General features: G+C 48.8%; 17 protein-coding genes. 16 read left to right on the top strand and 1 reads right to left on the bottom strand.

Features of this window, described 5'->3' with window-relative positions:
- Positions 1–140: 140 nt before the first annotated feature.
- The 5 genes from L693_RS0118430 to L693_RS0118410 all read left to right on the top strand — a co-directional run bounded on the left by L693_RS0118430 (position 141) and on the right by L693_RS0118410 (position 3,871).
- Entirely contained in the window at positions 141–1,250 is a 1,110-nt protein-coding gene (locus tag L693_RS0118430) for a hypothetical protein (RefSeq protein WP_025718910.1), read from the top strand.
- Positions 1,251–1,301: 51 nt separating this feature from the next.
- Positions 1,302–1,808 carry a gamma carbonic anhydrase family protein gene (locus L693_RS0118425; RefSeq protein WP_025718909.1) on the top strand — a complete coding sequence of 169 codons (507 nt, stop codon included), beginning with the start codon at positions 1,302–1,304 and terminating at the stop codon, positions 1,806–1,808.
- Between the two features lie 22 nt (positions 1,809–1,830).
- On the top strand, positions 1,831–2,010 hold the full coding sequence (locus L693_RS0118420) for an IDEAL domain-containing protein (protein ID WP_025718907.1): 180 nt from the start codon (positions 1,831–1,833) through the stop codon (positions 2,008–2,010).
- Between the two features lie 278 nt (positions 2,011–2,288).
- The gene (locus tag L693_RS0118415) at positions 2,289–2,939 is read left to right on the top strand and encodes a DUF1405 domain-containing protein (RefSeq protein ID WP_025718905.1); all 651 of its coding nucleotides are present in this window, start codon (positions 2,289–2,291) and stop codon (positions 2,937–2,939) included.
- Between the two features lie 86 nt (positions 2,940–3,025).
- Positions 3,026–3,871, top strand: coding sequence for a sporulation protein YpjB (locus L693_RS0118410; RefSeq protein WP_025718904.1), 846 nt, complete (start codon positions 3,026–3,028; stop codon positions 3,869–3,871).
- A 94-nt stretch (positions 3,872–3,965) separates the two neighbouring features.
- Here the strand turns inward: L693_RS0118410 and L693_RS0118405 are convergent, their stop codons facing one another.
- On the bottom strand, positions 3,966–4,835 hold the full coding sequence (locus L693_RS0118405; protein WP_025718903.1) for a YitT family protein: 870 nt from the start codon (positions 4,833–4,835) through the stop codon (positions 3,966–3,968).
- A 212-nt stretch (positions 4,836–5,047) separates the two neighbouring features.
- Between L693_RS0118405 and L693_RS0118400 the strand changes: the two genes are divergently transcribed.
- From L693_RS0118400 to panD, 11 genes are all read left to right on the top strand, one after another.
- Positions 5,048–5,377, top strand: coding sequence for a nucleotide pyrophosphohydrolase (locus L693_RS0118400; RefSeq protein WP_025718902.1), 330 nt, complete (start codon positions 5,048–5,050; stop codon positions 5,375–5,377).
- A 50-nt stretch (positions 5,378–5,427) separates the two neighbouring features.
- Positions 5,428–5,946, top strand: coding sequence for a tetratricopeptide repeat protein (locus L693_RS0118395; RefSeq protein WP_025718901.1), 519 nt, complete (start codon positions 5,428–5,430; stop codon positions 5,944–5,946).
- A 31-nt stretch (positions 5,947–5,977) separates the two neighbouring features.
- Complete coding sequence (gene dapB, locus L693_RS0118390) at positions 5,978–6,781, top strand: 4-hydroxy-tetrahydrodipicolinate reductase (protein ID WP_025718899.1); 804 nt, start codon at positions 5,978–5,980, stop codon at positions 6,779–6,781.
- Positions 6,782–6,838: 57 nt separating this feature from the next.
- Entirely contained in the window at positions 6,839–7,276 is a 438-nt protein-coding gene (gene mgsA / locus L693_RS0118385; protein ID WP_025718897.1) for a methylglyoxal synthase, read from the top strand.
- Positions 7,273–7,965 (top strand): bacillithiol biosynthesis deacetylase BshB1, encoded by a 693-nt coding sequence (gene bshB1 / locus L693_RS0118380; RefSeq protein WP_025718896.1) that lies wholly within the window; start codon positions 7,273–7,275, stop codon positions 7,963–7,965. Before mgsA ends, bshB1 begins: the two co-directional genes overlap by 4 nt.
- A 93-nt stretch (positions 7,966–8,058) precedes the next feature.
- Positions 8,059–9,222 carry an N-acetyl-alpha-D-glucosaminyl L-malate synthase BshA gene (bshA, locus tag L693_RS0118375; protein ID WP_025718894.1) on the top strand — a complete coding sequence of 388 codons (1,164 nt, stop codon included), beginning with the start codon at positions 8,059–8,061 and terminating at the stop codon, positions 9,220–9,222.
- Positions 9,223–9,276: 54 nt separating this feature from the next.
- Positions 9,277–10,611 carry a CCA tRNA nucleotidyltransferase gene (locus L693_RS0118370; RefSeq protein ID WP_025718893.1) on the top strand — a complete coding sequence of 445 codons (1,335 nt, stop codon included), beginning with the start codon at positions 9,277–9,279 and terminating at the stop codon, positions 10,609–10,611.
- A complete protein-coding gene (locus L693_RS0118365; RefSeq protein WP_025718892.1) occupies positions 10,604–11,578 on the top strand; it encodes a biotin--[acetyl-CoA-carboxylase] ligase in 975 nt (324 codons plus the stop codon). The genes L693_RS0118370 and L693_RS0118365 overlap by 8 nt, the downstream gene beginning before the upstream one ends.
- A 342-nt stretch (positions 11,579–11,920) precedes the next feature.
- Entirely contained in the window at positions 11,921–12,832 is a 912-nt protein-coding gene (gene panB / locus L693_RS0118360; RefSeq protein ID WP_025718891.1) for a 3-methyl-2-oxobutanoate hydroxymethyltransferase, read from the top strand.
- The gene (panC, locus tag L693_RS0118355) at positions 12,829–13,767 is read left to right on the top strand and encodes a pantoate--beta-alanine ligase (protein ID WP_025718890.1); all 939 of its coding nucleotides are present in this window, start codon (positions 12,829–12,831) and stop codon (positions 13,765–13,767) included. Before panB ends, panC begins: the two co-directional genes overlap by 4 nt.
- On the top strand, positions 13,760–14,143 hold the full coding sequence (panD, locus tag L693_RS0118350; protein WP_007430795.1) for an aspartate 1-decarboxylase: 384 nt from the start codon (positions 13,760–13,762) through the stop codon (positions 14,141–14,143). The genes panC and panD overlap by 8 nt, the downstream gene beginning before the upstream one ends.
- Positions 14,144–14,162: the final 19 nt, after the last annotated feature.

Here is a 14,162-nt window from a genome sequence, read left to right as displayed (position 1 = left end):
TAGAAGTCGTGGTCTTTTTGTTTTTTTAATTATACCTTTACAAAAAAATAGGTTTAGAGTCTGAACATTCCGTCAAAGCTGTGGGTACAACAGGTAAGAATCATTTCCGGATGACAGTCCAGTGGCGAGGCGATGGAACGATGAATCTGGCGGATATGCTGACATTTGCGGATATTGTGCACTTGAACAGAATTGCGGTGTATTACGATTGTGACTGTAAGCCCAATTCCAAGCATGAGTTAATCCAGGGTATTTTGACGAAGCTTGGCAGCAGCAGTTTTTTTGAGACGCAGGTTAGGGAGCTGAGGTTGTCAGAAATAAGGTTTTTGAATGCACTGTTGTTCGATGACCGACCTTACTTCAGTATGGAGGAATTGATTGCGATTGCCAAACAATCTGTCGATGGGGACGTGGATAATGGTGAACGGCCACGGGACATCGTGACCCGTCTGCGCTCTAGCGGCTGGCTGTTCAACGGTTCTACGCACAGCACGAGATATTTGTACCAAATTCCGTTGGATATGAAGGAGCGCTTTCGCCGTGTTATGGTGCGTGATCTCCAAAACGGAATGTCCCGGGTAAGTGAACCGTCATCGTACCGGGAAGAGGGACATCTTTTGGCGGAGGATTTACGACTCTTCCTTCAGTACATGGGGGAGCATGAGGTTCCGCTAAATCCCGAGGGGGCATGGTACCGTCGCAATCAGCAGCAACTAATGGAGCATTTGCATATTGCGGAGCCACTGCTGGGCAAGGGAGGCTGGCGTTTCGGATACGGTTCCTCTTTTAAGTTTTATCCAGACCGAATGGCACTACTGTATGATTATGCCCGTCACTCCAGGTACATTGAGGAGAAGGGAGATCGGGTTGTGCTGACGGCAAAGGGGGAGGCGCAAAGAGAGCACGCAATAGAGGATGAAATGATGCAGCTATTCAGGTTTTGGTTAAGATTGTATAAAGGAGCTGTTCCCAATCTGCTTTCTCTAGTCTATTGGATTGGAGAATGTGCCAGGCCCTGGACATCCTCAGAGTCGCTTTTTGTACATATCGGGCCGCTGATCCGACCGTTTTACTATGATACGCCCCGTTCGGTCTTTGATCAGAGGATCCTCCGAATGATGCTACATCTGGGTATGCTTCGTCAAGGTGAGGACCCGATAAAACCATCTGTACAGATGACGGCCTGGGGGCTGAAGCTGGCTGGGGACTGCCGCATTGTGCGGAACGGCCCGGGTATACGGCTCCATTGACAAGCAGCACGCATGTTGATAGAATTCACCCAAAATGAGAGGGTGAAGATAATGCTGATTCACTATAACGGAAATATGCCACAGCTCCATTCATCTGTCTATGTGGCAGAAGGAGCAAAAATTGTCGGAAAGGTAACGATCGGCCAAGATTCCTCCGTATGGTTTAATGCCGTACTGCGCGGGGATATGGCGCCTGTCATCATCGGTGAACGCTGCAATATTCAGGATGGGGTCGTGGGCCATGTGAACACGGACCAGCCTCTAGTGCTGGCGAATGATATTTCGGTGGGACATGCTGCCATTATCCATGGCTGTACGGTAGGCAAAGGCACTTTAATCGGTATGGGGGCCATTGTACTCAACGGAGCGGAGCTTGGTGAATATGCTTTAATAGGAGCAGGGTCGGTCGTTACGGAAAATACTAAAATACCACCCTATACTCTTTCTCTCGGTACACCTGCCAAAGTGGTGCGTGAATTGACCGATGCGGATTTGCAGCGGATGTCACGAACGGCACTCAGCTATGTGGCGAAAGGAAAAGAATATAGGATCTCTTAAACTCATGTTGGAGGTGCATCCTATGGATAAAATGAAGGTTACTTATGAAGTAATGTTGGGGCTGTCTGCTGAAATGGTTTTGGACGAGGCATTACGTAAACACCGGAGTGAAAAGCTCTACAAGGATATTGATGAGGCGCTGGCCTCCGGAGATGAAGTAGCTTTCCGTCATCTTACGGATGAGCTGAGAGCGATGAGTTGAAACGATTTTAGGGAGCTTTAGCTGGGCATTTCAGACCCATCGTCAGTTCAAGATCATAAATCACAAACCTGACCGTAGCTGCGGCCAGGTTTTTTTGGAAATTATAAATTTTCAGGTGGAGCTGAACAATCCTATAATCGCAGAATAACTTCCGCTAAGCAAGATCGACTTCCGTAAAAGTACGTCGATAGACGTTTTTCTTATACGATTGGATATGATATAGTTTTGGAAGGATGGAGCCTGTGGGGGTTCTATCGTTTGAACGGAGGATGAAGGACATGTCGTTATCTTATTTGTGGAGCCGGTCGTTCCTGACGAGCCGGCCTTTTTTGTGGCTGTTGTTCTGGTGCAATCTGATTGGAACAGTGTATGGGTACATATGGTATGGAGGACAGCTGGAATATACGCTAAAATTTCACCCGCTGTGGCAAATTGTATTTGTGCCTGATAGCCCGACGGCCAGTCTGTTTTTTACATTCTCTATCATATTTTTGCTTTATCCTCCACGTCTCAAGAGCTTGAGACTGATTCGTCAGGTGATGGAGGCGTTGGCTGTGGTTACGAGTATAAAGTACGGTATCTGGGCCTCGACTATTATTTTTTGGGGTGTGGCGCAGGGGGACCATATGATATGGCAGGATTGGATGCTGGTGGCTTCTCATACGGCCATGGCAGTTGAAGCACTGCTGTTCGTACGTTTTTTTACCTGCAATTGGATTGCTTTAGGATTGGCCGCTATATGGACACTGTTAAACGATACGATGGATTATACATTTGGCATTTATCCGTACCTTCCAAAGACACTAACGGATGATGTACCGCAAGTGCGTGCTTTTACCTATATACTGACGCTTTTCAGTATCGTAGCGGGATGGCTGGCTATGCTGGCACGCAATCAAAAGACATCGTATCATCGAGATACAGCTTGAGTCGTAGCCTGGTTTCGAACGATTCACCTAAAGCCAGTTCTAGTCCCGGTAACCTTGCCATACAGTAAGGTGAGGAGGGATGTCCCATGATTTGGGGTCGGGGGTTTCGTATTACGTTACGTGTTGTATCGAGTATTGTGTTATCTATGGTCCTGCTGCTGTTCGTCTGCGTCCCTCCAGGTATAGCGGTAGCACGCGATCAGTCAAAGCCTACTGTTAATACAAAAGAAATTCAAAAAATGGATCAAACTGCTGCGATATTGTACCGGGACGTAATGGACGGGAATATTGAAAAAGCGCGCGCGGATGTAGCTGAGGTGAGCCGATGGTTCAGCACTGGGCAGGTACAGGCAGCGCTATCTGTAGAGGCCATTCATGCTTTATCCGGCAGTATCCTTGAGGTGCAGCAGGCTACACAGTCCGTGCAAGCTTCGCCTGATGAGTGGGTGAAGGCAGCGGCCAGTTTGCGGCTTGCGACAGATGCACTTGCACATCCGCGCCAGCCCTTATGGCAGCAGTATTATAAAATTTTAAAAGAAGATGTCAGTGGCCTGAACACCCAGTTTGCTAAAGGTAACATGAAGGGTTTTGCGGCTGGAGCCGCAGTGCTGGAGGATCACTATGAGACGATACGTACAGCAGCCCTCATCCATGGTAAGACAAGCGAGGTCGTACGGACCGATTCATGGATTTCCTACGTAAAAGGATTGGGGGATCAGCAAAGCGTAGATGCTTCAGCGATTAGGGGAGCATTGGAGCAAGGGAACCCGACCTTTAATGCCTTGTTTGGACGTGAAAAAGACGCCACCGCTTTGGCACCATTTATCCCCCGTGAGAGCGAACGCCGAGCGGAATTGGCAATCGGGACGATTGTACTGCTGGTGCTGACTTATGTAGGGTATCGGAAATATCGAACCGGGTTTTCCAGATAACGCTGAGCAGCTGAATTGTCCGAACTGCTCGAGCAGTCGCAGCTGGAGCCTTGGATCTGTTCTATATACGTTTGTCCTCGCCCGGATTTCCGGGCTATTCCTCTTTGAATCCCTCTCCATGCACATCGTGCACATCCTGAATGATGATAAACGCTCGAGGATCGACGGACTTCACAATCTGATGCAAACGCCGTATTTCCTGGCGAGACACGACGCAGTAGGCAACATGCTTGGCCTGCTTGGAAAATGCTCCTACAGCGGGAATAATCGTAACTCCCCGATCCATGTCCTTTGTAATCATATCGGCAATATCCATCGTATGGTCACTGATAATCATAAAAGCTCTGGCTGAATAAGCCCCCTCCTGTATAAAATCAATAATCTTGGACGCGATGAACACGGCGACTAGCGTATAGAGAATTTTTTCTTTTGGTATGTAAAGTAATGAAGCGCCGATAATGACAATATCAATCACCAGCAGAATCCTTCCCATACTCCAGCCGAAATTTCGATTTAAAATTCGAGCGATAATATCCGAGCCGCCAGTAGTCCCGCCAAAGCGGAATACAATACCTAACCCGGCCCCGAGTGTAACCCCGGCATATAATGAAGAAAGTATAATATCGTGTTCGGTTTGAAAGGTCCCCATCCATCCGAAATGAATCATTTTTTCAAATAACCACAGAAAAAAAGTAAGCGATCCGATACCTATCCCCGTATATATAATCTGCTTGCCACCAAGCATTTTCCATCCGATCAAAAATAAAGGAATATTCAGGAGTAATGTGGAGAGCGAGGGGGAAATCGAAAAAGCATAATTCAACAATAGCGTAATCCCTGTAATGCCGCCTTCCATCAGTTTACTGGGTATAATGAAATACAGCAGACCGAATGCATAGATAGCAGTGCCGAGCAGAATGGGTAAAATGATTTTAAGCTGTTCGATGAATTTGGATATCTTCATATAATCCCTCGCAATAGCAGTTTGGTGATGAACGATTTCTTGTAATTCGGGAAAACCGTAGATCCTTATGTTTAGTATACCTTTTTATGGTAGCTTTAAAAGTCTAATGATTACAAGATGGAGGCGCAAGTTCAATTTAAAAAAAATTTGTTTTAAAATGTGCTTTACGATAACATATGAATAAACCTGCACATAGGGGGATTGTATGCTTCATGGAAAAATCGTTAGATGATATTCAACGTGAGGTAGATCAGTATATATCTCAATTCAAGGAAGGGTATTTTAGCCCTTTGGCGATGCTGGCCCGGATGTCTGAGGAAGTCGGAGAACTGGCGAGGGAAGTGAATCACTCCTTTGGCGAAAAACCGAAAAAAACGGATGAGGCTGACAATTATATTGAGCTGGAGCTGGGGGATATTTTGTTCATTACGGTTTGCTTTGCGAATTCGCTGGGTATAAATTTGACCGAGGCTCATGACAAGGTCATGCATAAATTTAACACACGTGACGCGAATCGCTGGACCAAAAAGGACACCGATTAGGCGTTTTGTACATATGCTGTACCAAACCGGTTACCCGGAGGTGCAGTGTCATGAAGGCGGAGGAATACGTTCAGAAAGCTTACCAATGCATTTTGCAGAACGATTTTGAGCAGGCCGTGGAATGGTTTGAAAAAGCGATTTCAGCCCAGCCTGATCATGCGGAGCATTATTTCCGGTGTTCGGTGACCTATGCTCGCAGTGGACGTTTGGAGCAGGCGCTCGCCTATGCAGAGCACGCAGTTCGTCTGGCTCCACAGCAGGATGAATATGTGCTTCATCTGCATGCGCAGCAAGCCAGGCAACTTACGGAGAAGGCCAGAAAGATGCTGGATGTAGAAAAAATTACATCACAGCTGCATCGAGATGCGATCTTGCTGCTGGAACAGGCAATTGCTCTTGATCCGCTATGCGGTGATGCATTTATGCTGCTCGCATTGATTTATGATGAATTGAGTGAATATGAGCTGGCTGTGCAGGCTGCCCGTGAGGCGGCTGCATTGTTTCCTCACAATGTACAGCTTGCCAATCTCATGAAGAAGTTATGCCAACAGATGAATGAACAAATCTAGCACAAATTGATGCATAAGGAGTTGTAGGGATATGTCAGAACCAATAAAAGTAGCTGTCGTAGGTGCAGCAGGGCGTATGGGCCGTGAGGTTGTCAAGTTGGTTCTCCAGGATGAGGAACTACAGCTTGTGGCCGCAGTGAACAGAACGCACGCCGGCAGTGATGCCGGCCTTCTCGTCGGACTGAAGGAAGCGGGCATCGCTATTGTAGAGGACGTGGAGCAGGCTTTGCTGGATAGTCGACCAGATGTCATGGTCGATTTTACGGGGCCGCGTTGTGCGTACGCACATACAGCGCTTGCGATCAAGCATGGAGTTCGTCCGGTTATCGGAACCACAGGGTTAACACCCGAGCAGATTGATGAACTGGACAAGCAGTGCCGGGAACAGCAAATCGGTGGTCTGATTGCGCCTAACTTCTCCATTGGAGTCATTTTGATGATGCGCTTTGCGGCTCAGGCGGCAAAATACTTCCCGCATTTGGAAATCATCGAATATCATGGTGACCAAAAATTGGACGCGCCTTCCGGAACAGCCATCAAGACTGCAGAGCTGATTGCGGAGCAACGCCAGGAGCTGCGACAGGGCAATCCGGAAGAGGAGGAAACCCTTGAGGGATCACGTGGCGGTTACTATCAAGGCTTTCGTATCCATAGTGTCCGGCTCCCCGGCGTATTCGCGCAACAGGAAGTGATATTCGGAGGATTTGGACAATCCCTTAAAATCCGTCAGGACTCTTATGAGCGGGCTGGCTATATGCCTGGTGTCAAAATCGGTATTCAAAAAGTCATGGAGCAGCCGGGACTTGTATACGGGTTTGAGCATTACATTGATTAAGAATAATGCGAATGAATTGACGAACGGAATTATAGAATGAGGCAGGAGGAATTTCGAATGTTAAAGATTGCATTTATAGCGCATGATCGTAAAAAGGATGAAATTGTTAATTTTGCAACGGCATATGAGCATGTGTTTACAGACCATCAATTGTATTCAACAGGCACGACAGGTCTGCGCATTATGGAGCAAACAAAGCTTCAAATTCACCGTTTCATGTCAGGACCGCTTGGGGGAGACCAGCAAATCGGAGCCTTGGTTGCACAAAACGAAATGGATATGATTATATTCTTGCGTGACCCGTTAATGGCACAGCCGCATGAGCCGGATATTAGTGCGTTGCTGCGTCTGTGTGACGTGCAGGGGATTCCTTTGGCAACTAATGTTGCAACGGCTGAAATACTGGTTAAGGCGCTGGATCGCGGCGATTTTGCATGGCGTGAGCTGGTACATAAATATAAACCGGGCATTGACGAGTTGGGTGATGTGAAATGACGCTGGACATCCTGATTTTTGGAGCTCATGCCGACGATGCAGAGATAGGCATGGGGGGCACGATTGCCAAGCATACAGCCGCTGGTTTAAAAGTGGGTGTGTGCGATTTGACACGGGCTGAAATGTCCTCCAATGGGGATGTGGATACTCGTTTGGCAGAAGCTGAGCACGCATCGAAAGTGCTGGGGCTTGCCGTGCGGACGAATCTGGGACTGCCTGACCGTGGATTATATGTGACACCTGAGCATGTAGCTGCAGTTACAGCAGAGATCAGGCGTCATGCACCCAAAATCGTATTTGCTCCATATTGGGAGGATCGGCATCCGGATCATGTTATGTGCAGCAAACTGGTGGAGGAAGCGGTGTTTAACGCCAAGCTACGACGCTTTATGCCAGAAAAACCTGCGGTTCAGGTGGAGCAATTATATTTTTATTTTATTAATGACATCGGCAGAACGGACCTGATCGTGGACATCACCGAGCACTATGAAGCCAAGGAGCAATCGCTGTTAAGCTATGCTTCGCAATTTCAGGCTGCACCAGGTAAGGATACGGTAGCTACGCCGTTAAATCAGGGATATGTAGAGCGTGTGAAAGCCCGGGACTCTTTGTTGGGTCAGCGAAAACTGATTTCATATGCAGAGGGCTTTGCGTCCAAAACGCCTCATCTGGTTAAGCTATTCACATAAGGATTTATAAAATTCTTGACATAAGTGTGCACTGTATTTGGTGTGTGCTATTATTAAAAGTCATTTCCGATGAACGGAAGGGGGCAGCTTAACTTGAATGACAAATTGAAAATTGGAATTACCTGTTATCCATCGCTGGGAGGTTCCGGTGTAGTGGCGACAGAGCTGGGCAAATTGCTGGCCGAGAAGGGGCATGAGGTCCATTTTATTGCCAATAGTATTCCGTTCAGATTAGGCGGGGCATTCCAAAAAAATATATTTTATCATGAGGTTGAGGTTAACGACTATTACGTGTTCAGATATCCGCCTTATGATTTGTCGCTGGCCACAAAAATGGCCCAGGTCGCACAAATGAAGAACTTGGATGTACTTCATGTTCATTATGCGGTACCCCATGCGGTCTGCGCTTATTTAGCCAAGGAAATGGTGGGCGATCACCTCAAGGTGGTAACCACGCTGCACGGTACGGACATTACGGTGCTGGCACAGGATGAATCGTTGAAAGACCTGATTCGCCTGGCTATTAACAAAAGCGACGCTGTGACAGCAGTTTCCAAGGATTTGATTCGTGAGACGATAGATGCGCTGGAGATTACTCGGCCCATTGATTTGACCTACAACTTTGTCGACAAACGGGTGTATTATCCAAGAGATGCGGCTGCGCTGCGGAGAGATTTTGCACAGCCGGATGAAAAAATTATGATGCATATTTCCAATTTCCGCCCTGTCAAACGGGTGGGAGACGTATTGGATATATTTGAACGAGTGCAGGAAAAGATACCTTCGAAGCTGCTGCTGGTTGGGGAAGGGCCGGATCTTCCGAAAATCCGCTGTAAAATAGAAAATTTAGGCTTACAGGATAAGGTATTCTTTTTGGGTAAGCAAGATGAGATTGCACAAGTCATTTCCATGGCGGATGTGCTGCTGCTTCCTTCGGAAAAGGAAAGCTTTGGGCTGGTTGCGCTTGAAGCAATGGCTTGCGGAGTGCCGACCGTTGGCTCTCAGGCAGGCGGCATACCTGAACTTGTTGTACATGGAAGTACGGGCTATCTTGCTGAAATTGGCAACACCGAGGCAATGGCTGAATATGCAGTCGAGCTGTTATCCGATGAAGCGATGGCAGAACGTTTCCGTGAAGCCTGTCTGGCACGTGCTCGTACTGTTTTCTGTGATGAGCTGATTAGTCGTCAATATGAAGAAATATATTACCGTGTGTTGGGACGCGAGGTACCGGATCTTAAACCGATCTGCGTTTAAGAAGACGGACTCGCGTCCGTTTTTTTATTGAATATTTGCAAAGGGGGAAACCCTGTGAACACAAATACGTGGCAATATGCTGATCAAGAGATGGCTCTTCATAGCAGAGAGGTCATACATACACTAACGGCAGCAGGTCACGAGACCTACTGGGTAGGTGGCTGTGTACGGGATGAGCTGTTAGGTCGTGCTATTCATGACATGGACCTGACCACTTCGGCTGAGCCTGAACAAGTCATAGCACTGTTCCCTCATGTCATTCCGACAGGAATTCAGCATGGGACGGTTACGGTCATGCAGGGCGGTCATGCATTCGAGGTGACCACATTTCGTACGGAAAGCGGCTATGCTGATCACCGCCGACCCACGGAAGTCGCTTTTGTGAAGGACATCCGGCAGGATCTGATGCGACGTGATTTTACCATGAACGCGATAGCAATGGATAAATATGGAGCGCGAGTGGACCCGTTTGGAGGGGAAGCTGATTTACGGGCTGCTCTCGTCCGTTGTGTGGGCCGTGCCGAGGAACGATTTGAGGAGGACGGACTGCGAATGCTGCGTTGCATCCGTTTTGCCTCTGTTTTCCGTTTCCGTGTCGCCTTCAACACCTGGAAAGGGATGATTCGACGCAGAGAAGGACTTCGATTTATAGCAATGGAGCGCGTACGAGTCGAACTGGAAAAGATGCTGTCCGGGCCGGACCCATTGCGTGGGCTGGAAATGCTGAGGCGCAGCGGATTGCTGGCCTGTACAAAGGTGCCTGTTCCCTGGGAGCAATGCGAAAGGGACGCGCTCAGCGGGATCGTGGAGCTGCCGGATGAACTGCGTTGGGGCTTGCTCCTGTTATCTTGCAGACTGACCTCGGAGACAGCCGACGAGCTGCTGAGAGCTTGGACCTTCTCCAACGCTGTACGTCTGCGGCTGGTCCATCTGCTGGAATGGGAGGCCGAGCTAGTCAGCTGTGCTGTGGTGATAGCGGTTGATTCTGCTTCGCACAAAGATGATGAATTCCACGATGAGGCACTGCGTCGCAGCTGGATTCGACTGTTAATTAAACTGGGACGGGATACCGCTTTGGATTGGCTTGAGCTTTATAAGACACTGCCTCCCTCATTCCGTGGATTATCGTCAGGGGCAGACATGCATGTGGCGAGGATGGCAGAACTGGCCAATTCGTGGACGAAGCAAGCCGCTGTGATTCGCATTAAGGATTTAAACATTACAGGAAATGTACTGGTTCAAGCGATGAATCGACCGGGTGGGCCTTGGCTGGGGCAGACGCTGGAACAGCTTCTACTGGCTGCCGCCTGCGGAGATATCCCGAATGAAACAGAAGCATTGCTTCAGGAAGCGAAACGGGTGACGAAACGGGTGATAAGTAGTGAATAATCATGAGAGATTGTTAGGCATACTGGAGGAGGGGACATCCGATTATGTCTCAGGGGAGGAAATCAGCCGCCGCCTCTCGGTCAGCCGCACGGCGGTATGGAAGCAGATTAACAAGCTGCGTGAGCTGGGCTACAATATTGAAGCCTCCTCGCGTCGGGGCTACCGAATCGTGTCCCGACCAGATCGACTGGAAGTTTCCAAACTGGCACATTCATTGAATACACAATCGTTTGGCAAGCGTATCGTTATACTGGATTCGACGGTCTCCACTCAGCAGGATGCCATGCGTTTGGCAGAAGAGGGAGCGCCGGAGGGAACGGTAGTGCTGGCAGAGGAGCAGACAGCAGGCCGGGGACGTTTGGGCCGGAGGTGGTTTTCACCTCGCGGCAAAGGCGTCTGGATGAGCATTGTGCTGCGTCCCACCCAGCCCATGGCCTTTACTCCCCAACTGACACTGCTTACAGGTGTGGCGTTGTGCAGGGCCATTCGTCGTCTGACGGGTGTGAAGACTGGCATAAAGTGGCCGAATGATCTGCTTATTCATGGTCGCAAAGTGTCCGGTATTCTGCTGGAATCTGCAGCAGAGGATCAACGGGTCCGCTATTGTATTGCAGGCATCGGCATTGATGTGAATTTGAATAGGGATGATTACCCCGAAGAGCTATCCCAGGTGGGAACGTCCTTGAAAATAGAGGCAGGGCGTGAAATTGACCGTACTGAATTGATTGCAGCAGTGCTGGGGGAGATGGAGCAGCTATGCAGGTTGTATGCAGAACAGGGGTTCCAGCCTATAGCCATGCTGTGGGAGGCGCTATCGGTAACGATCAACCGCACTGTACGTGCACACACCGGACAAGGGGTAGCAGTAGAAGGTACTGCCGTTGGCTTGGACCCTTCTGGGGCATTAGTGGTAGAAACAGATCAGGGAGAGCGAATTCAGGTTATTTCAGGCGATATACAATTGTAAGAGCTAGCATAGCTGTGAGTAACGCCCGGAATCGCTATCTCTGTGCAAAACTTCACGTGAAAAAGTGGATGTTTTTTGTTATACTGTGCAGGAGGCGGCATCGGACGGTCCGAGCTGCACTCCAAGGGCACATGCTCTACTTTAGCAAGTTTGTAAAACCATCATAACTTCATTTGAAGGTTACGTTGGATTCTGCTCTGAGCCGAACAGGACCGAGACAGAAGGGACGATCTCAAAATGAGTGTCTTTTTTGGCTGTTCGGACCTTTTAATGACGCACATATGCAGGCGTTCATAAAAGGTTATTTTTTGTGCCAAAAAAAGATGAAGGGAGCCATGCCAAGTGGCCGGAAAACAAGCACTGAATATTGTGAAAATGAAAAAAATGAAGCAGGAGGGCATTCCGCTCAGCATGCTGACCGCGTATGATTATCCATCGGCTAAAATAGCCGAGGAGGCGGGAATTGACATGATTCTCGTGGGTGATTCGCTGGGTAACGTAGTTCTCGGTTACGATTCGACCATTCCCGTAACTTTGGACGATATCGTATACCATTCCCGGGCGGTAGCAAGAGGTGCGGAGCATACATTTATCGTAGCGGACATGCCTTTTATGACATACCACAGCAGCGTATCGGAAAGCCTTCAGGGTATTCGCCGTCTGATGCAGGAAGGACATGTGCATGCTGTCAAATTGGAAGGCGGAGCAGAAATTATCGACGTCGTAAAAGCGACTGTTCAGGCAGGTGTACCTGTACTGGGACATATCGGTCTTACACCACAGTCTGTTAATCAGATTGGCGGCTATCGCATTCAGGGTAAGGATGAAGCAGACGCACGTCGGTTGATGGATGACGCCAAGGCGCTGGAGCAAGCGGGTGCATTTGGCATTGTACTAGAATTGGTGACTGAGGAGGTCGCAACGGCGATTTCCAAAGAACTGTCCATTCCGACCATTGGAATTGGTGCTGGACGCGGATGCGATGGTCAGGTGCTGGTCTATCACGACCTGATTCAATATGCATCGCCTTATTACAGCAAGCGCTTTGTTAAAACCTATGCCGATGTAGGCGGCTTGATCCGCAGCAGCATTGAGCAATATGTGAGCGATGTGAAGGGACGCGCCTTTCCAGCTGAAGAGCATGTGTTCAGTGCGGACGATCGTGTCGTGGAAGCTCTGTACGGTAAGGCCAAAGGCCAGGCTAAGGAGCAAGTTAGGCAACAAGCTAAGGAAAAGGTGGAATCCCAGTCATGATCATCGTAAGAGAAGTGGCTCAGCTGCGGCAGGCTATTGCTGAACGGCGGCAGCTTGGCACAAACAGAGCAAAAGCGGAATACGGTTCTGCTGCTATACAGCAACATACAGTCGGCTTTGTGCCGACGATGGGGTACTTGCATGAAGGCCACGCAAGCTTGATGCAAAAGGCGCGTGAACTGTCAGATACAGTGGTGCTCAGCATTTTCGTCAACCCGATTCAATTTGGACCTAATGAAGATCTGGACAGCTACCCTCGTGATGAAGCACGTGATCTGGAGGTAGCGCGGCGCGAGGGTGTGGATATTGTATTTTTGCCAACAGTAGCGGAAATGTACCCGCAGCCAACCCGAACCAAAATTCACGTATCCGCTTTGACGGAACGCTTATGTGGCGCTTCACGTCCGGGACATTTTGATGGTGTGACGACGGTGGTAGCCAAGCTGTTTAACATGGTCAATCCTGATCTGGCCTTCTTTGGTATGAAGGACGCGCAGCAGGTTGCTGTGCTTCAGCAGATGGTGACCGATCTCAATATGAATGTGACCATTGTACCTTGCCCGATCGTCCGAGAGGCTGACGGTTTGGCCCTGAGCTCGCGTAATGTGTATTTGAGTGCAGAGCAGCGGGAGCAGGCGTTGGTACTGTCCCAATCACTGCGCAAGGTGCGTGAAGTGAGCGAAGATGCTGTACAAAACTCGTTTACAATCGGTCAGATACATCAAATGGTAGAGTCCACCATTACCTCCTCACCATTGGCAGACATTGATTATATTGAAATATTAACTTTTCCCGGCTTAGAGCCAATTCTTGCCGAGCAGCGGCTAAGTGATGTTCAAGAGGACATCATTGTAGCGCTGGCTGTGAAATTTGGGAACACCCGACTGATTGACAATATTAGATTACAGAAAGCGGAGGTGCTTTCCCATGTTTAGAACGATGATGAAATCGAAAATTCACCGTGCGACGGTGACTGAAGCCAATCTTAACTATGTGGGGAGTATTACGATTGATGAGGATTTGATGGAGACATCCGATCTGCTGGAAAATGAAAAGGTTCAAATTGTGAACAATAACAACGGGGCCCGGTTGGAAACCTATGTTATCCCTGGACCGCGTGGCAGCGGCGTGATTTGCCTCAATGGTGCAGCAGCGCGTCTGGTGCAGCCTGGTGATACGGTCATTATTATTTCCTACGCTTCTATGTCAAATGAAGAGGCAAAAACATACAAACCGACTGTGGTATTCGTTGATGAACATAATAAACCAGCCCAGACGGCGAATAAGGAAGTACACGCTACGATCATGTAATGAATGGGAGTGCGGATGA

The sequence above is a fragment of the Paenibacillus sp. 1-18 genome (genome assembly GCF_000520755.1).
In the GTDB taxonomy this organism is placed as follows: domain Bacteria; phylum Bacillota; class Bacilli; order Paenibacillales; family Paenibacillaceae; genus Paenibacillus; species Paenibacillus brasilensis.
The sequence above is the reverse complement of the archived record's forward strand: the minus strand, read 5'-3'. Positions and strand labels throughout refer to the sequence as shown.